This is a genomic window from Kribbella koreensis (assembly GCF_039525325.1).
Taxonomy (GTDB): Bacteria; Actinomycetota; Actinomycetes; order Propionibacteriales; family Kribbellaceae; genus Kribbella; species Kribbella koreensis.
Map to the genome: position 1 here is coordinate 504,632 of NZ_BAAAHK010000007.1, position 22,483 is coordinate 527,114.

The window sequence follows — 22,483 nt, forward strand, 5'->3', positions numbered from 1 at the left end:
GCCGGAATTACCCGGACAGGTTCGGCGGTCGGCGGCGCCGGGTTCCGAAACCCAGCCGCCCTCTCAGCCCGCTACAGCGCGAGCTCCCGCGGTATCAACTTGTCGTCGGCAACTCTAACCATTGATTGCGTACTGCGTACTGGATCCGCGCGCCGTTGACCGACCCGATAGCGTCAGACCATGCGCGACATCCTGTACCCGCCGGTGATCGGCTTCGCCAAGACCGCCTTCAAGGTGCTCGACCTGGGCTTCACGATGGTCGGCACCGAGAACATCCCGCGGACCGGTGGTGCCGTGCTGGCGCTGAACCACATCAGCTACGTCGACTTCGTGATCGGCGGCTTCGGCGCGCAGCCGAGCAAGCGGCTGGTCCGGTTCATGGCCAAGGAGGTGCTGTTCCGCAACCGGTACTCCGGACCGCTGATGCGCGGCATGCACCACATCCCGGTCGACCGCGGCGCCGGCGCCGGGTCGTACCGGGAGGCGATCCGCTACCTCGGCGAGGGCGAGATCGTCGGCGTCTTCCCCGAGGCGACGATCAGCCGGTCGTTCGAGCTGAAGGAGTTCAAGTCGGGCGCGGTCCGGATGGCGGCCGAGGCCGGCGTACCGGTGATCCCGATGATCCTGTGGGGCACCCAGCGGATGCTGACCAAGGACCATCCGCGGGACTTCTCCCGGCACCAGCGGGTCTCCATCACGGTCGGCGAGCCGATGGCGGTCGGCAAGGACGAGGACGCCACCGCGGCCACGGCCCGGCTGCGGACGACGATGGCCGCGATGCTCGACCGGACCATCAAGGCGTCCCCGGACAAGCCGGCCGGCGCCTGGTGGCTGCCCGCGTCGTACGGCGGCGGCGCGCCGACTCCCGAGGAGGCCGACCGCCTCGACGCCGAGGAGCTCCGCGAGCGAGCGGCCCGCCGCCGCAAGTAGCGGTCCCTACCGGTTTGGGTTATAGGGACAATCGGTATCCGGACGAGGGGTTGACCGGGGCGCGAGCCGGGGGTACCAAGAACCTTTGTATGTCGAAAGCTGGACCTGGGGGGTCCGCCGGCGGTGATCGGGCTGGGCGGGGGGAAATGACGATCTTGTACGGATCAGACGAGGAGCTGCACCTCTTCGAGCCGGGGAAGCTGAGCATTCCCGGCAATGTGGCCGAGGAGATCCCGGATGTCGGGGTCTACTTCTTGTACTGGGCGACGCAGAACCTGCGCCCGGACCAGGCCCGGGAGATCGAGTCGGCGGTGAACGGCCGGCGCTGCCAGAACGGCTGGTTCCCGCTGGAGAGCCTGGACGGCCTCGGCCGCCGGGGCTCGTGGCGCGGGCCGCTGACCTATCTGGCGCAGATGACCGCGAAGGACTCGGCGATCGTGAAGGCCTGGGCGACGATCAACATGGCGCCCGACGACGGCAAGGCGCGGATCGAGGCGACGGCCGAGCGGCTGCTCTACCAGCAGGGCCACGCCGCCGCGGCCACCTGGGTGATGGCGGTCCGCCCGCAGGCGTTCCTGAGCCTCACCCTGCTCGGCGACTCGCTCTACAACAACTGGGAGAGCGCGGTCGCCTCGCTCCGCCCCAAGGACGTAGCGAGGTCGGTCCGCCGCTGGAACCGCTAGTGGAACTGCGGAATGATCAGGTACAGGCCGTAGCAGACGGCGGCGAGGCAGGCGAGGAAGCAGAGGCCGGCCACCGCGGTGTCCACCGGCGGCGGGTTCTTCTTCGCCTCGACCGCCACCGCGCGCCGCGACATCGCGTTGATTCCGACGGCGAACAGCACCGCGATGCCGACCCCGAAGGCGAGGCTCGCGATCGCTACCTGACCGAGTGCGCTCCAGTCGATGTGCATCAGATCCTCCTCAGGCAGCCGGTACTGCGGACGCCGGGGCCGTCGTACCCGGGTATTCGTTGACGTTGTCGGCCGTGACCGGCTTGCGGCGCGATGCCAGGTAGATGAAACCACCGGCGGCGGCCGCGGCGATGGCGATGATCGTCACGCCGATGTTGCCGGAGTTGGCGACCCGGCCGGCCAGGGCGCCGACGATCGCGGCGGCTGGCAGCGTGAACAGCCAGGCCAGCGCCATCCGCCCGGCGACCGTCCAGCGGACCTCCGCGAGACGCTTGCCGAGTCCTGCGCCGAGGATGCTGCCGGAGCAGACCTGGGTCGTCGACAGCGGGAAGCCGAGGTGCGAGGAGGCCAGCAGTACGGCGGTGGAGCTCGTCTCGGCCGCGAAGCCCTGCGGTGACCCGATCTCGGTCAGGCCCTTGCCCATCGTCCGGATGATCCGCCAGCCGCCGAGGTACGTGCCGGCGGCGATCGCCAGACCGGCCGCGAAGATCACCCAGAGCGGCGGCCGGGACCCCGACGCCAGGCTGCCCGAGGTGATCAGCACGAGCGTGATGATGCCCATCGTCTTCTGCGCGTCGCCGGTGCCGTGGGCCAGCGAGACGAGCGAGGCGGACGCGATCTGGCCGACCCGGAAGCCGTCGTCGACGTTCTTCTTCCGGGCCCGCCGGGTGATCGTGTAGACGAGGTAGGTGCCGAGCAGGGCGACCACACCGGCCACGATCGGGGCGGCGACGGCCGGGATGATGATCTTCTGGACGACGGTGCCGAAGTGGACCGCGCCGCTGCCGGCCGCGATCCAGGTGGCGCCGATCAGGCCGCCGAACAGCGCGTGCGACGAGGAGCTCGGCAGCCCGACGTACCAGGTGAGCAGGTTCCACAGGATCGCGCCGACCAGGCCGCCGAAGATGATCGGCACGGTCACCTTCGCGTCGTCGACGAGCCCGCTGGAGATCGTTTTGGCGACCTCGGTGGAGACGAACGCGCCGACCAGGTTCAGCACGGCGGACAAGCCGACGGCGACCTTGGGTTTCAGCGCTCCGGTGGCGATCGACGTCGCCATCGCGTTGGCGGTGTCGTGGAAGCCGTTGGTGAAGTCGAAGACCAAGGCGGTGACGATCACCACGACGACGAGGAAGGAGAGGTCCATCACGATCACATCCCAAGACGGCGGCGTCAGGAGCGCTCTCACGCTAAGCGCGCCGGGTGAAATCGCGGTGAACTACTCGAAGAATGAACTACTCCAGAATGAAGTGGGCGACGTAGTAGACGGCGGCCGCGACCAGGCCGGCTGCCGGGATGGTCAGGACCCAGGCCAGCACGATGCCCTTGGCGACGCCCCAGCGGACCGCAGAGAGCCGCTTGGTGGCGCCGGCGCCCATCACCGCCGAGGTGATCGTGTGGGTGGTCGAGACGGGCGCGTGCAGGCCGATCGCCATCACGTAGAGCACCGTCGCGGCGACCGCCTCGGAGGCGAAGCCGCGGGCCGGGTCGAGGTGGATGATCCGGCGGCCGAGGGTCCGCATGATCCGCCAGCCACCGGAGTAGGTGCCCAGCGAGATCGCGGTCGCGGCCGAGATCTTCACCCAGGTCGGGATGCCCTCGTTCTTGTCCACGTGCCCGGTGGTGAGCAGGGCCAGGAAGATCACGCCCATCGTCTTCTGGGCGTCCTGCAGACCGTGGCCGAGCGCCATCCCGGCCGCCGACAGCGACTGGGCCAGCCGGAACCCGCGGGTGGTCCTGCCCGGGTTGCTGCGCCGGAAGATCCACAGGATCGCGGTCATCAGCAGGAACGCGCCGACGAAGCCGATGGCCGGTGACAGCACCATCGGGATGACGACCTTGTCGACGATGCCGGACCACAGCACCACGCTGGTGGAGGCCAGACCGGCGCCGACCAGGCCGCCGATCAGGGCGTGTGACGAGGAGCTGGGCAGACCGAAGTACCAGGTGATCAGGTTCCAGGTGATCGCGCCGACCAGCGCGGCGATCACGATCACCAGACCGTGCCGCCCGGCCGGCAGCGTGATGATGCCCTTGCCGACGGTGTCGGCCACCTCGGTGCCGAGGAAGGCGCCGACGAAGTTGAAGAAGGCGGCCATCACCAGCGCCACCCGCGGCGTCAGCGCCCGGGTCGAGACCGAGGTCGCGATCGCGTTGGCGGCGTCGTGGAAGCCGTTGGTGTAGTCGAAGGCGAGCGCGATGACGACGACCGCGATGACGAGCGTGAGCTCCACGCTCAGCTCTCCTTGACGGCGATCTGCTCGACCGTGTTGGCGACGTGTTCGAAGCCGTCGATGGCGGCCTCCAGCAGGTCGACCACGGTCTTCAGCTTCATCACCGTCAGCGCGTCGAACTCGCCGCTGAACAGCTTGGCCACGATCCGGCGGTGGACCGCGTCACCGGTGTTCTCCAGCCGGTTGATCTCGATCCAGTACTCGGCCAGGTCCTTCATGGTGCGCAGCCGCGGCATCGCCTCCGAGGTCAGCGTCGCCATCCGCTGCAGCACCTCGATCTGCTCGGCCGCCTCGGCCGGCAGCTTGTCGAGGTTGAACAGGTGGATGGTGTCGACCGCCTCCTCCATGTAGTCCATGACGTCGTCGAGGTCGGAGGCCAGCCGGTAGATGTCCTCGCGGTCGAACGGGGTCACGAAGGTGGAGTTGACCCGCCGGATGATCGAGTGGGTGGTCTCGTCCGCGGCGTGCTCGGCATCCTTCATCTGGGCGGCGATCTGGTGGCTCGCGGATAGGCCGGTTCCCGCTGTGCTGCCGAGCAGCTCGGCGAGGATCCGGGACCCGTCGACCAGGTGGTTGGCGGATTCGGTGAAAAGGTCGTAGAACGTCGGGTCGTTCGGACGCAGACGTAACGGCACTTCAAGCTCCGGGTGAACGAGGGACAAACCTTGAACATGCTAGGGGCAACGGACCGCTGACGGAGCATCCGCCTGGTCAACGTACCGCGAGATGATGAACACGTAGACTCAATACAACCGGAAAGTGACCAGGAAAATTCAGCGCGTCACCACGGCATAGAGGTCGAACACCCCCACGACGAGGACCAGCCCGGCTGCCAGCCGCAGGACCCGCTCGGACCCGAGAGCGGACGGTTCGAGGCCACGGCGGTAGACCGCGGTGACCGCGACCCAGCAGGCCAGGGCCAGCACGGTCACCACGATGCCGAGGCCGAGCCGGATGTCCGACGTACCGTGGCCGGAGGCAAGCAGCAGGATGCCGTTGGCGACCAGGCCGAGCACGGTGCGGCGCCAGGCGAGCAAGGTGCGCTCGGGCTGGAGACCAGGGTCACGCGGTGTGTTCATCGCCACAGGCTGAACAGCAAACCGATCAACCCGACGGTGGCGATGGTTGCCCCGAGCATCAAAGGCAGCCGGGTCACCGGGAGAGGTCCGCCGGTGCGCATGGCGCTCAGGTTGGCCTGCCAGCGCCGGAAGGCCAGAGCGGTGGTGGTGATGCCCGCAGCGACCAGTACTACGCCGATGACGCGCGCGGGCCAGCGATCAGGGCCGAGATCCAGGAACTGTACTGCCGACAGACCGCCCGCGTAGCAGGCCAGCGCGGTCCGCAGGTACGCCAGGTAGGTCCGCTCATTGGCGAGCGTGAACCGGTAGTCGGGCTCCTGGGTCGGGTCGCTCATCAGCAGCTCAGCAGGCCACGGTTCTGCTTGAGGGCGAGCACCCGCCCGACGCTGCTCTGGAGTGCGGCCGCGAAGGTCTTGTCCTGCTCGGCCTTGGCGACCAGCGCGTTGACCATGGTCGAGGTGAGCGAGGCCTTGGCAGTGATCACGATGTCGCCACCGGCCGCGACGAAGCGGGTCGCGCGCTGGCCGGCAGGGACCGACGCGACCTCTGCTGCCGCTCCGACGTCGTCGGTGATCACCACTCCGGCGTACCCGAGGTCGCCGCGCAGCATGCCGCCGATGACGGTGGGTGAGAACACAGCGCGGTTGTTCGGGTCGATCTTGGTGTAGGTGACGGTGGAGACCATCACCAGGTCCGAGCCGGCTTGGATGCCGGCGGCGAACGTCGACAGGTAGTCGTCGTGGCGGGTCGTCACTGTGTCGACCACGCCGGAGGAGAAGTCGGTGTTGCCCTTGACCCGGCCGAGGCCCGGGAAATGCTTCACCGAAGTCATCACCCCAGCCTGCTCCATCCCCTTGACGAAGGCGGCGACGTGCGGGCCGACCTTGCCGGGCGTGTCGCCGTAGCCCCGGTCCAGTGCCCCGATGGGAGCGTTCTTGTCCCCCAGAGATGCCGGTACTACGTCCGCGACCGGCGCGAGGTCCATGTTGACCCCTGCCTGCTTGAGCTGGCCGCCCCACGTCTTGGCGCGAGCTGTGAGCTTGTCGTCGGACCAGGTGGCCTGCACGGTCGCGGCGGGGATGCGGTCGAAGCCAGAGCCCTTGAGCCGCTGGATCTTGCCGCCTTCCTGGTCAGCGGCGATGAATGGCTTGATGCCCTTCACCGTGGCCGTCGTGGTGGCGGCGGCCATCGCAGTACGGGTGTGGGAGGCGCTGGCGCCGGGACCCATCAGGAGGAGGCCTCCTGGCTTCTGCGCCTTGGCGATGGATCGCTCTGCTGCCGTCATGCCCTTGGTGCTGATGCCGGTCATGATCAGCTGGGCCGCCTGCTCGCGCAGGGTCAGCTGCTGCAGCTTCTGCTCCACACAGCCGTTGGCGGGCGGCGTACTGGGCGTCGCGCTGGGGGTGCTCGTCGCGCTCGGGGTTTGGCTGGGCGCCGGGGTCTCGGTCGGCGGCGGGGTCTGCCGGGTGATCGAGGAGGAGGGAGCAGTACTAGGACCCGCAGTGGGGGTATCCGAGTCGCTGCAGCCGGCGAGGAGAGTCGCCGCGGCCGCTACTGCCAGTACCCGGCGTCCGGTGGTGTTCATCACGGCCATTCTGGCCCATGGGGTTACTGGGCCGGCGTACCGGAGGCCTTCGGTTCCCAGATGGCGCTGTCGTAGGTACCACCGGAGTGCCGGGTCAGGGTCGCGCAGATGTCGAGCAGTTGGTCGACCTGCTCAGGGCTCAGCGCATCGAACACCGCCTGCCGGACCGTCTCGACGTGGCCCGGCGCAGTGTCCTTGAGCTTCTGGCGACCTTCCTCGGTGATGATCGCGACCTGGCCGCGCCGGTCGGACTCGATCCCCTCGCGACGGACCCAGCCGACCTTCTCGAGCCGGTTCACCGCGTGCGACAGCCGGCTGCGCGAGCCGAGGGTGGACACGGCGAGCTCACTCATCCGCAGCCGGCCGTCGTCCGCGTCGGCGAGCCGGACCAGGATCTCGAAGTACGTGTGCGGCATGCCCGCGTCGCGCTGCAGTTGCTGCTCGATCCGGCCGTTCACCACGCGCTGGGCCGCGATGAACGCTCGCCATGCCCGCTGCTCCTGGTCATCCAGCCACCGTGGTTCCGCCATTGTCGCAGCGTAACGAGATCCGGGCCTTCCTGCCGCTTGGGCGAGCCGTGATAAGCAGAACAGCTAGTGCGCAGAGCAGCATTCCGCCGACGGCGAGGGCGCCGATCGTCTCCCCGAACAGCAGGAAGGCGAAGAGCATCGTCGTCGGTGGGACCAGGTAGAGCAGGCTGCTGATCCTCGTGGCGCCGGACAGGCGGAGGTTGACGAGGTACAGGCCCCAGCCGCCACCGGTGGCCAGTACGACCAGCCACAGGACGGCGCCGTAGAACTGCAGTTCATGCGGAACGGTCAGTTGTCCGGTACCGGCTGTTACTACGACGAAGAAGACGCAGGAGACCAGGCTCTGCAGGCAGAGCGCGTCCAGGAGATTGGTCGTTGGTTTGCGGTGGCGCTCCCAGACTGTGCCGACCACTAGTCCGAGCAGGCCGCCGACTGGGAGCAGGAACGTCAAGGCTGGGGTTGCTCCTAGATCGTCGGCGACAACGAAGGCGACTCCTGCGAGTCCGAGGAGGAGGCCGCCCCACTGCCTTGGGCTGACTCGCTCGCCGAGTAGTGGTCCGGCGACAGTGGCGATCAGGATCGGCTGTAGGGAGCCGATGAGCGCAGTGACGCCTGCGGAGATGCCGTGGTCGATACCGGTGAAGATCAGGCCCAGGTAGACGCACTGCGTGAGGAATGCCATCACTGCGTGAGTGATGAGGTCGCTGCGGGTCAGGTGGGGGCGGCGCTTGAGCAGTACGGCGGCAGCTAGGGCGCCGGCGACCAGATAGCGCCAGGCGAGCAGGTCGAAGGCAGATGCGTACTCCGTGCCCCAGCGCGCGCCGATGAAGCCGCAACTCCAGAACACGACGAAGCCGGCGCCGGCCAGGACGGGGAGCACGCGTGGATTGATCATGCTCCACAAGTAACCACACCGGTCGGTATACTGTCAGTATGGTTGCTCAGCCAGTGGGACTCCTGACGGACCGCGGTGAGCTGGAGGCGGAGCGGCTGACGCCTGCCGGTGAGCGGATCCTGCGGGCCGCGTCGACGCTCTTCTACGAGCGCGGGATCCGTACTGTCGGGGTGGACGCGATCGCGGACGCGGCCGAGGTGACCAAGAAGACGCTGTACGACCGGTTCGGGTCGAAGGATCGGCTGATTGCGGCGTACCTGGAGCAGCGGAACCGGGTCTGGCACGCGTTCCTCGACGATCAGCTGGCGGCGCTTGCTCCTCAGACGCCTGCCGACGTGATCCTCGCGCTCTTCGCGGCGCTCACGGACTGGATGGCGGAGTCACGGCGCGGTTGTGGCTTCATCAACGCGAGCGTGGAACTGGCCGCGCCCGACCACCCGGCGATGCCGGTGATCGTGGCGCAGAAGCAGTGGATGCGGTCCGAATTCATGGCGCAGGCAGCCTTGGGCGGCTTCGCGGACGTCCAGGAGCTGGCAGACCGGCTGCTGTTGCTGCACGAGGGCGCGCTGGTGTGCTTCCGGGTGGCGGCGATGGAGTACGCGCCTGAGGTCGCGCATCGAGCCGCTGCGGATCTGCTGGCGGGTTGGCCGCGGGACTAAGTGCGTTTGGCGACGGTGAGGCCGACCAGCCTGGATACGACCATGGCGACGTAGCCGAGGCCGGCCAGTTGTTCGATCATCACGACCGAGCGGCCCCACGAGGTGATCGGCACGATGTCGCTGAGGCCGGTACTGGACAGCGTGGTGAAGCTGAGGAACAGCAACTCCATCCAGGTGCGGTCATCACCTGGGTTGACCGCGGCGGTGAAGCTGCCGGGGACCAGTGCCTGGACGAAGACGTACAGGTAGGCAAAACCCCAAGCAACCAAGGTGAAAGTCGCGCCGGTGGCCCAGAGCTCGTCCGCACTGACGTCGTGGTCGGACAGCATGTAGCGGAGCAGGCTGTAGGCGGCATAGAAGTAGAAGGCCGCATGGAGTGGGTTGGAGATCAGCACGACCGTGTCTGTCGGGCGGAAGGCGTCCAGTAGCGACAGGACGACGGCGGGGATACCGAGGCAGACGCTGACCCAGGTGAGACCGGGGGTCGAGCGGACCGAGAAGACAGCGAGCGTCAGGACGACGATGCCGAGGATCTCGAAGCCGACGCGGCCGCCGCGTGAGCCTTCCATCGCGGGGTAGAGCAGGACGCCGAGCAGCTGGACGACCAGCAGGATGGCCGAGGGATGGCGCTTGGCGCTGCGCACCAGCTTCATTCGGCTGCCTCTGTTGCTTTCGCTGCTTGGGCTGCTTCGGTTGCTTCGGTTGCTTCGCGGGAGGCGATGATCGCCTGGCGGCGGGCGAGGCGGTGGCTGCGGCGGATCTCCGCCTCGCGCATCCGGCGGTGGTCCTCGTCGGTCTCGGGCACAACCTGCGGTACCGGGCGGGGCTTGCCGTTCTCGTCGACCGCCACGAACACCAGGTACGCCGTCGCGACGTGCACCTGCGGTCCGACCGCGTCCCAGCGGTCGGCGGTGACGCGTACGCCGATCTCCATCGAGCTGCGGCCGGTCCAGTTCACCTGGGCGGTCAGGTGGACCACGTCGCCGACCCGGACCGGAACCACGAAGACCATCTCGTCCATCGACGCGGTCACCGCGGGACCACCCGAGTGCCGGGCCGCGACGACGCCGGCGACCGAGTCGACCAGCGTCATCACCACGCCACCGTGCACGGTGCCGAGCAGGTTGGTCTCGTTCTGCGCGGTGATGTGCGACAGCGAGATGCGGGTGGCCGAGGCGGAGCGGCTGGTCACCTCCTGGCGCGCGACACCCTCGGCCGGAGTGCGGTCTGCGCTGGGGGTGCCGGGCATGGGGTCGCTCCTCGGTGTTCGGTCGATCGATGGCTGACGCAGGATAACGCCCGGTTGTCCACAGGCTGCGAAACCGTCGTCCGCCGGCGACGCCTTCGCTCGTACTTTCTCTGACGAAGGAGGTGGACAGCATGCTCATTCACGACGACTCCACCGAACGTGCCTCAGGCAACCTTTCCGATCCGGCCCTACCACCGTTGTCCCCGGCAGAGGCCGCACACCTGGTGCGCCTCAGCCTCGAAGCCGCCGCAACCGCAGGCCTGACCGGCCACTACGACAACCGCGGAGCACTCATCCTGCGGACAACTCTGCCGGATGGTCAGCTCGAGGCTGGGCTGACCAATCTGGCCCGGATCGTCGCCGACGAACGACCGGACTACTGGCCGCGCCTCGTGGGCGAGCACTTCGACCGCCTGGCCGACCTCCTGCGCCGAGGCGCCGCACCCCGGCCCACGGATCCGCAGACCCAGCTCATCCAACGCCTGGCCGCGAAGGACTCGCTGGATCCACTGATCGCCGCTGGTGCACCGGAGTTCGTGCCAGGCCTCCTGTCGGTGCCCGCGATGAGCACCACCGGCGCGATCACGATGTATCTCGCCCCTGAGCTCGACCTCGGCCTGACCTGGGCCGAGGCGGAGTCATTCGGTCTGCGGAACCTACGCGCCATGACCGACACCGTGAGCTACGCAGAGCACGACGGCACCTATGTCGCGATGATCAGCGGCAGCAATTTCGCCGCCTCCCGCGCACTGGTCCTCGACACCGTCCTCCGCGAATCCCTCCACGTAGAGAACCCGCCCTACGGCGTACTAGCGGCGATGCCGGTCCGCGACCTGCTCCTCGTCCACGTGATCACCGACCTGTCCGTCCTACAAGCCCTCGGCATGATGCTCAACCTCGCCGGCCGCTCCCACGCCACCAACCCCGGCCCTCTGAGCCCTTGGGTCTACCTGGTCGCCGCCGACGGCTGGCATCCAACGACGCGACCAGCCGACAACAGCGACCCCGGCCTATCACCACGCTTCCTCACCCTCCTACGCGAACTCAGCCAGCTCACCTGACGAGCTGAACGCGTCACGCGCCTCCTGCAGGCCGCATGGCACAGTCGGTTTCATGGAAGAACCAAGGGCACACGAGTCACGACCCGAGCTCACAGAAGCTGAGACCGAACAACGGGAATCCGGGTCCGAGATGCGCGAGTCCAACAGTGAGTTGCGGGAGCTGTTCGGGCGGGCGGCGGCTCGGGCCGCGGACTATCGGGGGTCGCTGGGTGAGCGGCGGGTGGGTGCGGCCAAGACGTTTGCTGAGGTTCGGGAGGATTTCCGGCGGCCGCTTGGGGAGAAGGGGCGAGCTGCGGGGGAGGTGATCGACGAGCTTGTGGGGCTTGCCGAGGGTGGGCTGGTGTCTAGCGCTGGGCCGCGGTACTTCGGGTTTGTTGTCGGTGGGGCGTTGCCGGCGGCTAGTGCTGCCGACATTCTGGCAGTCGGCTGGGACCAGAACGGCTGGAACAGCGTGCTCTCGCCGACTGCGGCTGCCGCCGAGGATGCGGCCGGTGAGTGGCTCAAGGATCTGCTTGGCATTCCTGCGACGGCATCAGCGGGCTTTGTCACCGGCGCTCAAGCCGCCAACACGGTCGGCCTCACGGCAGCGCGACATCACGTGCTGAAGAACGCGGGCTGGGACGTGGAGAAGGACGGCTTGGCAGGTGCACCGCGTGTCCGCATCCTGGCCGGCGACGAACGGCACGCCACGATCGATCGGTCGTTGCGGTTGCTCGGCTTCGGCTCGGGCGCACTGGAACTCGTTAGCAGCAAGGCAAACGGAGAGATCGACCTCGATGACCTCCGAACCCGCCTGACAGGCCACGAAGGCCCGCTGATCGTCTGTCTTCAAGCAGGTAACGTGAATACCGGCGCCTCGGACTCCCTCGGTGAGGCCTGCGAGCTTGTTCATGAGTACGGCGGTTGGGTGCATGTGGATGGCGCCTTCGGCCTGTGGGCGGCGGCGAGCCCTGCCCATCGGCATCAAGTGGCCGGTCTCGAGCTTGCTGACTCCTGGGGCTGTGATGGGCACAAGTGGCTCAATCTGCCGTACGACAGCGGCTTCGTGTTCTCGGCACATCCCGAGTCCCACGCCGCCGCCCTCGGCTACACCGCGTCCTACCTGGTCAGCTCCGGCGACCCCGAGCCCGGCGACTACGTCCTCGAGTCATCCCGCCGAGCCCGCGGCCTGGCAGTCTGGGCCGGCCTACAAGAGCTGGGCCGAGAAGGCGTAACTCACCTCGTCGACCACTGCTGCGCCCTGGCCAAGTCCTTCGCAGAGCAACTGACGTCCGCAGGCTACGAAATCGGCAACGAGGTAATCCTCAACCAGATCCTCGTCTCCTTCGGCACCGACACCGAAACCGACCGAGTCATCGCCGCCCTGCAATCCACCGGCACCGCCTGGGCAGGCGGCACCACCTGGCGCAACAAGCGCTACATGCGAATCTCCATCTCCAACCACCGAACCACCCCGGAAGACCTGACCAGAACGGTGCGCGCTCTGGGAGCGATCACCCATTGACCGATCAGTTCCACGGAAGGGCCGCACTTTCGCGCATCACGAGTGGCGGTTAGTGCATTGTCGGCGGACTTCCCTGTAATTGCCGAACCAGTCGGCGGCCCTGCTGCTGATCCTCGTGCCGCTCACGGCCGGCCTGATCGGAGCGCTGCGGTCGGCGTACCGAACCCTCGGCGGGATGATCCGGCGACTACCGGCAGCGGCGCCGTCCGCGACGTGAAGACCGGGCGGCGCCTCGGCAGAGAGGGCGCCGCCCGGTCGGTTCAGACAGGATGGTCGCTTCAGCAGACTGGTTGCTTCAGCGGGGTAGTTGCTTCAGGCAACCGATGACGCGGGTCAGGCCGGGGGCATCAGGACGGTGTCGATCAGGTAGACCGTGGCGTTGGCGGTCTTGACGCCGCCGCAGATGACCTTGGCGTTGTTGACCATCAGGTTGTCGCCCGAACCGGTGACGGTCAGCGAGCCCTTCTCGACGGTGGTCTGCTTGCCGACGACCGCGGCCGGGTCGAGCTGACCGGCCACGACGTGGTAGGTCAGGATCTTGGTCAGCAGCGCGGAGTTCGTCTTCAGGGTGTTGATCGTCGCGGCCGGGATCTTCGCGAAGGCGGAGTCGACCGGGGCGAAGACAGTGAACTCGCCGCCATTGAGGGTCGAGACCAGGTCGACCTTCGGGTTGAGCTTGCCCGAGACGGACGCGACGAGGGTCTTGAGCAGCGGGTTGCCGGAGGCGGCGGTGGCGACCGGCGCGGCGGCCATACCGTCGACCGAACCTGCACCGGTCGGGTTCGCCTTGGCGTAGTCGGCGCAGCCGGGGCCGACGAGGCCCGCGGCGTTGTCCACCGACGGCATCGCCGACGGGGTGTCCGACGTCGACGTGGACGCCGAGCTGGTGGTCGACGGGCTGCTGCTCGACTTGTCGTCGTCGCTGCCACAGGCAACGGTTGCGAAGAGCAACGAAACGGCGGAGGCGGCCAGGGCGACACGCTTGATGGTGTGAGACATGACGATCTCTTTCTGTGGGGGGACACACGCCGCTGGGTCGCGACTGACATCAGTGCTTCGGTCCCGTCCACACCCCGGATGGGTGGAGATCCAGAAAACTTTCCGGCGCCGGAATTCCCTGCGCCGTCAGGCGTCGCGCGGACCCGCGTAGTCCCCCGGCCAGTCGGAGTAGCGGATCCGGCTGATGTCCCTGATCTCGCCGAGGGTGGACCACTCGTTGCGGCCGAGCCGGGCGAGCGGCTGCAACCGGGTGATCTCCGGGTGGTTCCCGTCCATCACCGACTCGTCGATGCTGATCCGGCGGACGCGGCCGATCACCACGGTCGAGTCGCCGAGTTCGACGGTGGTGTGCAGCGTGCACTCGATCGCGACCGGCGACTCGGCCACCCGTGGTACAGCGATCGTTGTACTCGGCTCGACGTGCAGACCGACGGCGGCGAACTCGTCGATCTCCGGCGGGAAGTTCGTCGCGGTCGCGTTCACCTGCTCGAACAACGGCTCGGCGGCGAAGTTGACCACGAACTCGCGGGTCGCCTCGACGTTGTTGAGGCTGTCCTTGCGCCCGACCGAGGTGAACTGCACCATCGGCGGCCGGACGCACGAGACGGTGAAGAACGAGTGCGGCGCCAGGTTGAGCACCCCGTCGGCCGACCGGGACGACACCCACGCGATCGGCCGCGGCACGACCACCGCGTTCAGCACGGCGTAGAAGTCCCTGCTGCTGATGGTCTCCGGATCCAGGTCTCTCCGCACAGCTGCCAGTATTCCCTGATGACATCACACCCAGAACTCGAGCCGCTGGCCGCCGAGTTCGGCGTACCGGTCGACGCCGTTCGCGAAGTACCGGGTGGTGTCGCCAACCGTGCCTATCTGCTGGGCGACGAGCTCTTTCTTCGGATCCCCCGCAGCGCGGCGTTCGAGAAGGACCTGCTCAAGGAGTCCACGGTCATCCCCGCGGCGATCGCGGCCGGGGTCCGCACGCCCGCGATCGTCGAGTTCGATGCGACCCGGACGTTGATCGACAAGCCGTACATGGTGCTCGAACGGGTCTACGGCACCGACCTGGTCGACGGAGAGACTCCGCCGCAGGAGTTCTGGCGAGAGGTCGGCCACCAGGTCGCCCTGATCCATCAAGCGGAACGCCCGGTGGGGGCGCCGGAGGACGACGGTGGTGGAGATCCTCGGCCGACGGTGGACAGCCTGGCGGCGCGGGGCTACCTCGATGTCGGGATCGCCAGCTGGCTTCTCGAAACTTTCGACCACCTCGCCACGCTGATCCCGGAGCAGAAGCCTGTACTGCTGCACGGCGATCTGGCGCAGCAGAACCTGATGGCGCGCGGCGGCCGGCTGGAGGCGATCATCGACTGGGGTGACGCAGCCTGGGGACCGCCGGGGATGGAATTCGCCAAACTCACCCTCGAGCAGGTCGCCGCCACCCTCCCCAGCTATGCAGGTGAGGCCGGTCTCGAGGCTTCGGTGTTGTGGTTTCACTTGAGTTGGGGGGTCAGCGGGCTGGCCAAAGGGCCGCAGCCGGGGCAGCGGCACTGGACTGCTCCGCCGGCCAGCCGGCTACTCGGTGTGCTGCGGTTCTACGCCTCGTCACCGCCGGACTCCTGGCGCGGGTTGATCAAGAAGACGCAGTACTGACACTCACAAGCCACGCAAAACAAGGGTTCGCGGACTTGTCACGACATGGGGCAGACTGAGGAACTGTGACTGACTACGTAGCCGCTCCGGACCGGTACGACGACCAGATGACCTATCGGCGCAGTGGCCGCAGCGGACTGCAGCTGCCGGCGATCTCGCTGGGCCTGTGGCACAACTTCGGTGGTGACAAGCCGCTCGACACCCAGCGCGACATCCTGCGCCGGGCGTTCGACCTCGGCGTCACCCACTTCGACCTGGCGAACAACTACGGCCCGCCGTACGGCTCGGCCGAGACCAACTTCGGCGGCCACTTCGCCCGCGACTTCAAGCCGTACCGCGACGAGCTGCTGATCTCCACCAAGGCGGGCTACGACATGTGGCCGGGCCCGTACGGCCAGGGCGGTGGCACCCGCAAGTACCTGCTCGCCTCGCTCGACCAGTCGCTGGACCGGATGGGCCTGGACTACGTCGACATCTTCTACTCGCACCGGTTCGACCCGGACACCCCGCTGGAGGAGACGATGGGCGCGCTCGACAGCGCCGTCCGCTCCGGCAAGGCGCTGTACGCCGGCATCTCGTCGTACTCCGCGGAGAAGACCCGCCAGGCGGCCGCGATCCTGGCCGACCTCGGTACGCCGCTGCTGATCCACCAGCCGTCCTACTCGATGCTGAACCGCTGGATCGAGGAGGACCTGCTCGACACCGTCGGTGAACTGGGTGTCGGCGTGATCGCCTTCTCGCCGCTGGCGCAGGGGATCCTCACCGACCGCTACCTGGACGGCATCCCCGAGGGCTCCCGCGCCTCCAGGGGCACCTCGCTGGGCACCGACCAGCTCACCGAGGAGACGCTCGGCCACGTCCGCGCGCTGAACGAGATCGCCAAGCAGCGTGGCCAGTCGGTGGCCCAGCTGGCGCTCGCCTGGACCCTGCGCGACGACCGGGTCACCAGCGCGCTGATCGGCGCCTCCAGCGTCGCCCAGCTGGAGAACAACCTGGCCGCGGTCGGCAACCTCAAGTTCAGCCAGGATGAGCTCGACGCGATCGACGCCGACGCCGTCGAGGCCGGCATCAACCTGTGGAAGAAGAGCTCCGAGGCCTGACCGCTCGGTTACGGACGGTGTCGGCGTGGTTGCGCCGGCACCGTCTTGGGCACACAGTGGTGAGTACCCCCCAGGAGGTGGTTCTCGATGACCGCTTCGACCCTCGAACTGGCCCTCAACTACGAGCACGAGAAGATCCGCGAGCTGGCCGCTCCGGCGCATCAGCCGGCCGCCGCGCGTCCCGACCGCCGGCACGAGACCGACTGGTTCTACGCCATCGCGGCCCAGCATCTGGCCGCCGCCGAGGACGTCCTGCTCCCGCACGTCCGCCGGCTCCCCGACGGCCGCAGCCTGGTCAGCACCTACGTCGGCAACGCCCGCCAGCTCGAGCGATCGCTGCGTTTCCTCAAGGCCCGCCAGTACGGCGACAGTCGCGTACTCCACCTGCACCCGGACGACGTCTGGCAGGTCATCGACCGGCTGCTCGACGAGCACGAGCGGCTCGAAGCGGAGTACAGCCGGATGATCGGCGAGGAGCTCGACAGCCAGGGCGTGAGCGCGCTGACCGACCAGCTGCTCACCGCCGAGGAGACCGCACCGACCCGCGCGCACCCGTACACACCACACACCGGTACTGCGGGACGCCTCGCCCACCGCATGTGGCGGCTGGCGGACAACGCCTGGGACAGCGCCGAGGGGCGGGTCGTGCCGACGAAGTACCACGCCCATCCGAAACGCGACTCGGCCCTGTCCAACTACCTCCGCGGCAGCCGCATGCCCGAGGCGGACAAGGACTGAAGGCGATCGGGCCCGCCTCCGACGGATGCCTCCGGCAGGACGGGCCCGATCTGAAACCCTCCCCCACTGCGCCTGGTTGTGAGGGTGGGCCTGGTTCCCACCGCCGCTGCGCCTGGTGTGCGGCGGTGAGTCCCTGCGCCCTCCCCCGCTGCGCCTGGTGTGCGGGGGAGGACGGTCTGTGGAGTTGTTATTTCAGGGCGTCGATCGCCTTCTTCGCGCCCGGGTGCAGCTCGACCGGCGCGGTGTTCGCCGCCTGCTCGAGAGTGATGCCCTTGGCCGCCGCGTTCACCTGCACCAGCGCGTCCTTGTTCTCGAAGATCGCCCTGGTCAGCTTCTCGGCCAGCTCGTCCGACATGTTCTTGCGGACCAGCAGCACGTTCGGCACGATGATCGTCGCGACGTCGGCCGGCTGCTTGTAGGTCGCGGCCGGAATGTTGCCCTGGGCATAGATCGTTCCGTACGACTTGGTCAGCGCGGGCAGCAGATCGGTGATCGGGATCAGCTTCACGTCCTTGCCCAGGCTGGTCGTCAGGTCGGTGATGCCACCGGTCGGCAGCCCGCCGGACCAGATCAGCGCGTCGATCGAGCCGGCCTTCATCCCGTCGACCGACTCCGGCAGGCCGAGCCGCTGCGCCTTGACGTCGTGCGACACGTCCAGTCCTGCCGCCTCGAGCAGCCGGCGCGCGATCACCTCGGTGCCCGAGTTCGGCGAACCCGTCGAGACGCGCTTGCCCTTCAGGTCCGCGATCTTGTTGATCCCCGACGATGCGCGAACGGCGACCTGGGTGTAGTTCGGGTAGAGCCGGGTCAGCGCGACCACGTCCTGCGGGGTCTTGAAGCTGTGCTCGCCCTTGACCGCGTCCGCGGCGGTGTCGCCGAGCGAGAACGCGATGTCGTAGTTGCCGGCCACCAGGCCCTGCACGTTCTGCACCGAGGCGCCGGTCTCGCTGGCGGTCGCCCGGTAGCCCTCGACCTTCTCCGAGTACACCTTCGCCAGCGCGCCACCGAGTTGGTAGTACACACCGGTGGTGTTGCCGGTGGCGATGGTCAGCCGGCCACCATCGGTACCGGCCTTGCCGGCTTCCGGTTCTCGCTGCCCTCCACAGGCGGCAAGCGAAACAGCGGCGGCTAGCGCGACCACGGCGGCGGGGAGGCGTCGACGGGAGATCATGGGGCGGCTGGTCCTTTCGTTGGGCCAGTCAGGCGGCGTCGCCGGACTAGGTTGACAAGTACGGCGACAACTAACAAACCGATTCCCAGCGCAATAGTTACGGGCGCTAGGTAAAGAAGCAGCAAAGATGCCGGGATGCAGATCACGCGCTCGGCCCAGCCTGTCGCCACCGCGATCCAGCCGCCGGTCACGACGGCCAGCGCGGCGACGGCGAGCATAGAGACCGCGAGGGTCCACACCATGCCGATCAGGCTGCCCTGTCCCAGTAAGCGGGCACCGTTGTCGGTCAGCACGAACGCGAACGGCACCAGGAACGCAGGCAGCGTGTACTTCCACGCCTGCCACATCGTCGGCATCACCTTGCCGCCGGTAATGGCGGACGTCGCGACCGCGGCCAGCGCCGTCGGCGGAGACACCTCGGACAGTACGGCGTAGTAGAAGATGAACATGTACGCCTCGGGCTGGGTGACGCCCAGTTGCACCAGGGCCGGCGCGATGATCACGGCCGCGATGATGAACGACGCCGTCACCGGAACGGCGAGCCCGAGGATCAGTACCGCGAACGCCGACAGCACCACGGTCAGGATCAGCACCACGGTCTGGTTGTCGGTCAGCCCCTTGGCCGCGTCCACGATGATCGCCGCCAGGTTGAGCCCGAGCCCGGTCTGCGTCGTCACCGCGACGATCACGCCGGCCGTCGCGCAGGTGGCCACCACCGGCAGTACCGAACGGGTGCCCTGGGCAAGCGCTTTGAACAGCGGCACCCCGGTCAACCGGTGCTCGCGATCCAGGAACGACTGCGCGAACTGGATGATCACCGCGTAGACGACGGCCTTGAACGGCGGCACGTCCACCGCCATGAAGGCGATGATCACGAACAGCGACAGGAAGTGGTAGCTGAAGCGCTTGAGCAGCTTCCACGCCGACTGCGTGGAGGCCTCGCCCTCGGTCGTCCCGTGCCGGCGCGCGTCCATCTCGATCGCGAGCAGGATGCCCAGGTAGTACAGGATCGTCGGGATCACCGCGTAGCCGAGGACGGTCAGGTACGACACCTGCAGGAACTCGGCGATGATGAAGGCAGCGGCACCCAGCGTCGGCGGCGACAGGATCGCGCCGATGCCGGCAGCGGCCAGCATCCCGCCGGCGGGCTCGGGCGGGTAGCCCGCGCGGCGCAGGATCGGCCAGGACACTGTGCCTAGCGAGACGGCTGTCGCAGTACCGGAACCAGAGACGCTGCCGAGCAGGAAGCCGGCCAGCGTGACGGTCCGGCCGGGTGCTGTGCGGCTGCGCTTGAACGCGGCGAAGGACAGGTCGATGAAGAACTTGCCGGCGCCGGAGTAGTCCAGCACAGCGCCGTAGATGGTGAAGAGCACGATGTAGCTGGCCGCGACGCCCAGTGGTGTTCCGTAGAAGCCGGCCGTGCCCATCGTGAACTGCGCGATGATCGCGGAGAAGTTGAAGCCCTGGTGCGCCAGCGACCAGGTGTAAGGCAGGTATCCGCCGTAGTACGCGTAGGCGATGAACACCAGGCTGACGAGCGGCAGGACCCAGCCGGTCGTACGCCGGCAGGCCTCGAGCAGCAGGACGAGCAGCACCGCCCCGGTCAGCACGTCCAGCGTCGTCGGTGTCTGGCGGCGTTCGAGGAAGCCGTCGAAGTCGAGCAGGGGATAGAGACAGACGACCAGCGCGACGGCCGCCAGGACCCAGTCCGTGATGCCCGGGTTGTCGGTCGCGCGGGCCTTGAACGGGTTGAGCAACGGCGGCACGTGCCAGCCCCGGTAGCACAACAAAGTGATCGGGAGGACGGCTGCGAGAAAGATCACTAGATAGAACTGGGTTCCGGCCGGAAGCGGGAAGAACACCTGGACCAGAACGCCGATGCTGATCACCGCGCACCAGACCGAGATCACCCGGTCGAGGGCAGGATGCAACCGCCGAGCAGGCTTTTCCTGCTCATACTCGGCGAGTTCGGACTCGGAGAGCGTGGCGCTGCCACCCCCCGATGTTGCACTCACAGTCATCGACTGGTTCCCTCCTGTGGTCGAAGGCTAGTGTCGCCGACCACGCCACGGAGTCGCATGATTACGTCTTTACCAAGATCTGACACATAACCCCGTTCCCTGCCCTACGATCACGGCATGAGCGGCGCCGTCAGGATTTTGTTGGTCGAGGACGATCTAGATATTGCGAACGCTCTGATACCTGCGTTGCGCCGGTACGGGTTGATGGTGACGCACGTCCGGACGGCCGCGGACGCGCTCGCGGCCGACCCTGGTGACCTCGTGCTGCTGGACCTCGGGCTGCCCGACGGCGACGGCATCAACGTGTGCCGGCAGATCCGCACGGTGTCGGACGTTCCGGTGATCGCGGTGACCGCCAGAGGTGAGGCGGCCGACCGCGTCCGCGGGTTGCGCAGCGGCGCCGACGACTACGTGGTCAAGCCGTTCGCGATCTCCGAGCTGCTGGCCCGGATCGATGCTGTACTACGCCGTACCGGCCTACTGCAGCCCCGCCCCCGGGTGACTGTCGGAGACCTGACCGTGGACATCGAGGCACGCACGGTCCAGGTCGCCGACAAACCCATCAGCCTGACCCGCAAGGAGTTCGACGTGCTAGCTGTGCTGGCCGCCCATCACGGCCGGGTGGTGCCGCGCGAGCAAGTCGCGCTGTACGCCTGGCAGTCGGTCTTCGAGGCCTCCTCGCGGACCATGGACGTGCACGTGGCCAGCCTGCGGGCCAAGCTCGGCCGGCCAGAGCTGGTGCAGACCATTCGCGGCGTCGGCTACCGCCTCGGCTCGGACTGACCGTTGCGCCGTCGCCTGCTGCAGTCCCTCGTCCCGATGGTGATCGTGCTCGCCATCTTCGCTGCCGTCCCGCTGGCCAACTTCATCGCGACCGGTGCGTCGCGCACGCTGTTCCTGTCCCGCAGCAACGACGCGGACTGGTTCGCCACCATGGCGGAGGGACCGCTGCAGTCCGGCGACATCGCCAGCCTGCGTGAGCTCGCCGTCCGCTACCACCAGCTCTACAACACGCCCGTCTTCGTCGTCGACGTCGACAGCCGGGTGATCGCGACCTCGCGCTCCGGCGTGAACATCGCCGAGCCGGACCTGGCGACCGCACTGTCCAGCACGCTGGCCGGGCGGTTGCCGGCCGAGCCGCCGGCCATGTGGCCGTGGAAGTCCGGCGAGATGGTCGTAGCCAGACCCGTGGTCAACAACGGCCGGGTGCTCGGCGCCGCCGTCCTCCGAGTGCCGACCGAGCGTGCCCGTGACCAGGTGCAGAACGGCCTGCTGCTCCTGCTCGCCGGCCTGATCGTCGCCATCGTCGCCGTCGTCATCGGCATCGTCCGGCCGGTCAGCCGCTGGGTGCTGCGGCCGATCAACGACCTCGACAACGCGACCCACCAGGTCACCCGCGGCGCGCTCGACACCCGGGTCTCCACCGACGGCCGCGCGCCCGAGCTGCGAAGACTCGGCGACAGCTTCAACTCGATGGCGCTCAGCCTGCACCAGGCCCGCCAGCGCGAGCGTGAGTTCGTCGCCGACGCCTCGCACCAGCTCCGGACGCCGCTGACGTCGGCCCGGATCCACATCGAGGGCCTGTCCCGGCTGTCGCCCACCGCGCGGTTCGCGCTCAGCGACATCGACCGGCTCGGCCGGATCGTGCAGCGGCTGTCCCGGCTGGCCGGCTCCGACCGCCCAGGCGATGCCGAGGGCAACGAAGAGCCGCTGGACCTGGCCCAGGCGATCAAGGAACGGCTGGTCGGCTGGAAGGCCGTCTACGCCGCCGACGACCTCGAACTCATCATCGGTGAGATGGTCCCCGGCGGTGTCGCCTCCGAGCTCGAGGTGGACGACATCCTCGACGTACTGCTCGACAACGCGTCGAAGTACGGCGCACCCCCGGTCGAGGTCTCGGTACTGCGCGACGGCACCGAGGTGGTCCTCTCGGTCCGCGACCACGGCCTGGGCCTCGGCTCCCGCGACCTCAAGAAGGTCGGCGAGCGCTTCTGGCGCAGCGCCCACCACCGCGAGATGCCAGGTACCGGCCTGGGCCTGGCCATCGTCCGCTCCGAGGCAGCCCGGGTGGGCGGCCGCGTGGTGGCCCGCCCCCCGATCGGTGGCGGCCTGGTCATCGAGGTCCGCGTCCCCCTGATCGACGACTACGACCTCTGAGTGCCGCGCCC

Annotated in this window: 26 protein-coding genes; 11 read left to right on the forward strand and 15 right to left on the reverse strand. The window is 68.1% G+C overall.

Annotated elements, in window-relative coordinates; genetic code table 11:
- The first annotated feature begins 180 nt into the window (after window positions 1–180).
- Both ABD116_RS16350 and ABD116_RS16355 read left to right on the forward strand, forming a co-directional pair.
- Window positions 181–930, forward strand: a complete 750-nt coding sequence (locus tag ABD116_RS16350; protein WP_343969997.1) for a lysophospholipid acyltransferase family protein — start codon at window positions 181–183, stop codon at window positions 928–930.
- A 146-nt stretch (window positions 931–1,076) separates the two neighbouring features.
- Window positions 1,077–1,613, forward strand: coding sequence for a hypothetical protein (locus ABD116_RS16355; RefSeq protein WP_343970000.1), 537 nt, complete (start codon window positions 1,077–1,079; stop codon window positions 1,611–1,613).
- Here ABD116_RS16355 and ABD116_RS16360 read toward each other — a convergent pair.
- From ABD116_RS16360 to ABD116_RS16400, 9 genes are all read right to left on the reverse strand, one after another.
- Window positions 1,610–1,843, reverse strand: coding sequence for a hypothetical protein (locus ABD116_RS16360; protein ID WP_343970003.1), 234 nt, complete (start codon window positions 1,841–1,843; stop codon window positions 1,610–1,612). The two genes, ABD116_RS16355 and ABD116_RS16360, sit on opposite strands and share 4 nt — an antisense overlap.
- Window positions 1,844–1,853: 10 nt before the next feature.
- Window positions 1,854–2,993 (reverse strand): inorganic phosphate transporter, encoded by a 1,140-nt coding sequence (locus ABD116_RS16365; RefSeq protein WP_425552094.1) that lies wholly within the window; start codon window positions 2,991–2,993, stop codon window positions 1,854–1,856.
- Window positions 2,994–3,078: 85 nt separating this feature from the next.
- On the reverse strand, window positions 3,079–4,077 hold the full coding sequence (locus ABD116_RS16370; RefSeq protein ID WP_343970010.1) for an inorganic phosphate transporter: 999 nt from the start codon (window positions 4,075–4,077) through the stop codon (window positions 3,079–3,081).
- A gap of 2 nt (window positions 4,078–4,079) precedes the next feature.
- On the reverse strand, window positions 4,080–4,712 hold the full coding sequence (locus ABD116_RS16375; RefSeq protein ID WP_343970013.1) for a DUF47 domain-containing protein: 633 nt from the start codon (window positions 4,710–4,712) through the stop codon (window positions 4,080–4,082).
- Between the two features lie 138 nt (window positions 4,713–4,850).
- Entirely contained in the window at window positions 4,851–5,156 is a 306-nt protein-coding gene (locus tag ABD116_RS16380) for a DUF202 domain-containing protein (RefSeq protein WP_343970017.1), read from the reverse strand.
- A complete protein-coding gene (locus ABD116_RS16385) occupies window positions 5,153–5,491 on the reverse strand; it encodes a YidH family protein (protein ID WP_343970020.1) in 339 nt (112 codons plus the stop codon). Before ABD116_RS16385 ends, ABD116_RS16380 begins: the two co-directional genes overlap by 4 nt.
- Window positions 5,491–6,741, reverse strand: coding sequence for a glycoside hydrolase family 3 N-terminal domain-containing protein (locus ABD116_RS16390; protein ID WP_343970023.1), 1,251 nt, complete (start codon window positions 6,739–6,741; stop codon window positions 5,491–5,493). The genes ABD116_RS16385 and ABD116_RS16390 overlap by 1 nt, the downstream gene beginning before the upstream one ends.
- A gap of 23 nt (window positions 6,742–6,764) precedes the next feature.
- Window positions 6,765–7,271 carry a MarR family winged helix-turn-helix transcriptional regulator gene (locus ABD116_RS16395; protein WP_343970026.1) on the reverse strand — a complete coding sequence of 169 codons (507 nt, stop codon included), beginning with the start codon at window positions 7,269–7,271 and terminating at the stop codon, window positions 6,765–6,767.
- Complete coding sequence (locus ABD116_RS16400) at window positions 7,246–8,166, reverse strand: DMT family transporter (RefSeq protein ID WP_343970029.1); 921 nt, start codon at window positions 8,164–8,166, stop codon at window positions 7,246–7,248. Before ABD116_RS16400 ends, ABD116_RS16395 begins: the two co-directional genes overlap by 26 nt.
- A gap of 38 nt (window positions 8,167–8,204) precedes the next feature.
- Between ABD116_RS16400 and ABD116_RS16405 the strand changes: the two genes are divergently transcribed.
- A complete protein-coding gene (locus ABD116_RS16405; RefSeq protein ID WP_343970032.1) occupies window positions 8,205–8,825 on the forward strand; it encodes a TetR/AcrR family transcriptional regulator in 621 nt (206 codons plus the stop codon).
- On the opposite strand, the gene ABD116_RS16410 is transcribed toward ABD116_RS16405, so the two are convergent.
- Together ABD116_RS16410 and ABD116_RS16415 are read right to left on the reverse strand one after the other, a co-directional pair.
- Complete coding sequence (locus tag ABD116_RS16410; RefSeq protein WP_343970035.1) at window positions 8,822–9,478, reverse strand: potassium channel family protein; 657 nt, start codon at window positions 9,476–9,478, stop codon at window positions 8,822–8,824. The two genes, ABD116_RS16405 and ABD116_RS16410, sit on opposite strands and share 4 nt — an antisense overlap.
- The gene (locus ABD116_RS16415; RefSeq protein WP_343970037.1) at window positions 9,475–10,074 is read right to left on the reverse strand and encodes an acyl-CoA thioesterase; all 600 of its coding nucleotides are present in this window, start codon (window positions 10,072–10,074) and stop codon (window positions 9,475–9,477) included. Before ABD116_RS16415 ends, ABD116_RS16410 begins: the two co-directional genes overlap by 4 nt.
- A gap of 131 nt (window positions 10,075–10,205) precedes the next feature.
- Between ABD116_RS16415 and ABD116_RS16420 the strand changes: the two genes are divergently transcribed.
- From ABD116_RS16420 to ABD116_RS16430, 3 genes are all read left to right on the forward strand, one after another.
- Window positions 10,206–11,135 (forward strand): hypothetical protein, encoded by a 930-nt coding sequence (locus ABD116_RS16420; protein ID WP_343970039.1) that lies wholly within the window; start codon window positions 10,206–10,208, stop codon window positions 11,133–11,135.
- Window positions 11,136–11,265: 130 nt separating this feature from the next.
- Window positions 11,266–12,639 (forward strand): pyridoxal phosphate-dependent decarboxylase family protein, encoded by a 1,374-nt coding sequence (locus tag ABD116_RS16425; protein WP_343970042.1) that lies wholly within the window; start codon window positions 11,266–11,268, stop codon window positions 12,637–12,639.
- A gap of 79 nt (window positions 12,640–12,718) precedes the next feature.
- Window positions 12,719–12,856 (forward strand): hypothetical protein, encoded by a 138-nt coding sequence (locus ABD116_RS16430; protein ID WP_343970045.1) that lies wholly within the window; start codon window positions 12,719–12,721, stop codon window positions 12,854–12,856.
- 116 nt (window positions 12,857–12,972) lie between these two features.
- On the opposite strand, the gene ABD116_RS16435 is transcribed toward ABD116_RS16430, so the two are convergent.
- Together ABD116_RS16435 and ABD116_RS16440 are read right to left on the reverse strand one after the other, a co-directional pair.
- The gene (locus ABD116_RS16435; RefSeq protein ID WP_343970048.1) at window positions 12,973–13,638 is read right to left on the reverse strand and encodes a fasciclin domain-containing protein; all 666 of its coding nucleotides are present in this window, start codon (window positions 13,636–13,638) and stop codon (window positions 12,973–12,975) included.
- A 126-nt stretch (window positions 13,639–13,764) separates the two neighbouring features.
- Window positions 13,765–14,391, reverse strand: a complete 627-nt coding sequence (locus ABD116_RS16440; RefSeq protein ID WP_343970051.1) for a flavin reductase family protein — start codon at window positions 14,389–14,391, stop codon at window positions 13,765–13,767.
- Window positions 14,392–14,409: 18 nt separating this feature from the next.
- Between ABD116_RS16440 and ABD116_RS16445 the strand changes: the two genes are divergently transcribed.
- From ABD116_RS16445 to ABD116_RS16455, 3 genes are all read left to right on the forward strand, one after another.
- Complete coding sequence (locus ABD116_RS16445; protein ID WP_343970054.1) at window positions 14,410–15,285, forward strand: phosphotransferase family protein; 876 nt, start codon at window positions 14,410–14,412, stop codon at window positions 15,283–15,285.
- A 65-nt stretch (window positions 15,286–15,350) separates the two neighbouring features.
- On the forward strand, window positions 15,351–16,385 hold the full coding sequence (gene mgrA / locus ABD116_RS16450) for an L-glyceraldehyde 3-phosphate reductase (RefSeq protein WP_343970058.1): 1,035 nt from the start codon (window positions 15,351–15,353) through the stop codon (window positions 16,383–16,385).
- Window positions 16,386–16,472: 87 nt separating this feature from the next.
- Window positions 16,473–17,123 carry a hypothetical protein gene (locus ABD116_RS16455; RefSeq protein WP_343970061.1) on the forward strand — a complete coding sequence of 217 codons (651 nt, stop codon included), beginning with the start codon at window positions 16,473–16,475 and terminating at the stop codon, window positions 17,121–17,123.
- A 187-nt stretch (window positions 17,124–17,310) separates the two neighbouring features.
- Here the strand turns inward: ABD116_RS16455 and ABD116_RS16460 are convergent, their stop codons facing one another.
- The gene (locus ABD116_RS16460; protein WP_343970064.1) at window positions 17,311–18,294 is read right to left on the reverse strand and encodes a TAXI family TRAP transporter solute-binding subunit; all 984 of its coding nucleotides are present in this window, start codon (window positions 18,292–18,294) and stop codon (window positions 17,311–17,313) included.
- Complete coding sequence (locus ABD116_RS16465) at window positions 18,291–20,315, reverse strand: TRAP transporter permease (RefSeq protein WP_343970067.1); 2,025 nt, start codon at window positions 20,313–20,315, stop codon at window positions 18,291–18,293. The genes ABD116_RS16460 and ABD116_RS16465 overlap by 4 nt, the downstream gene beginning before the upstream one ends.
- 117 nt (window positions 20,316–20,432) lie before the next feature.
- Here ABD116_RS16465 and ABD116_RS16470 point away from each other — a divergent pair, with 117 nt between their 5' ends.
- Complete coding sequence (locus ABD116_RS16470; protein ID WP_012918592.1) at window positions 20,433–21,098, forward strand: response regulator transcription factor; 666 nt, start codon at window positions 20,433–20,435, stop codon at window positions 21,096–21,098.
- A gap of 3 nt (window positions 21,099–21,101) precedes the next feature.
- On the forward strand, window positions 21,102–22,472 hold the full coding sequence (locus tag ABD116_RS16475) for a sensor histidine kinase (protein ID WP_343970070.1): 1,371 nt from the start codon (window positions 21,102–21,104) through the stop codon (window positions 22,470–22,472).
- Window positions 22,473–22,483 lie beyond the last annotated feature (11 nt).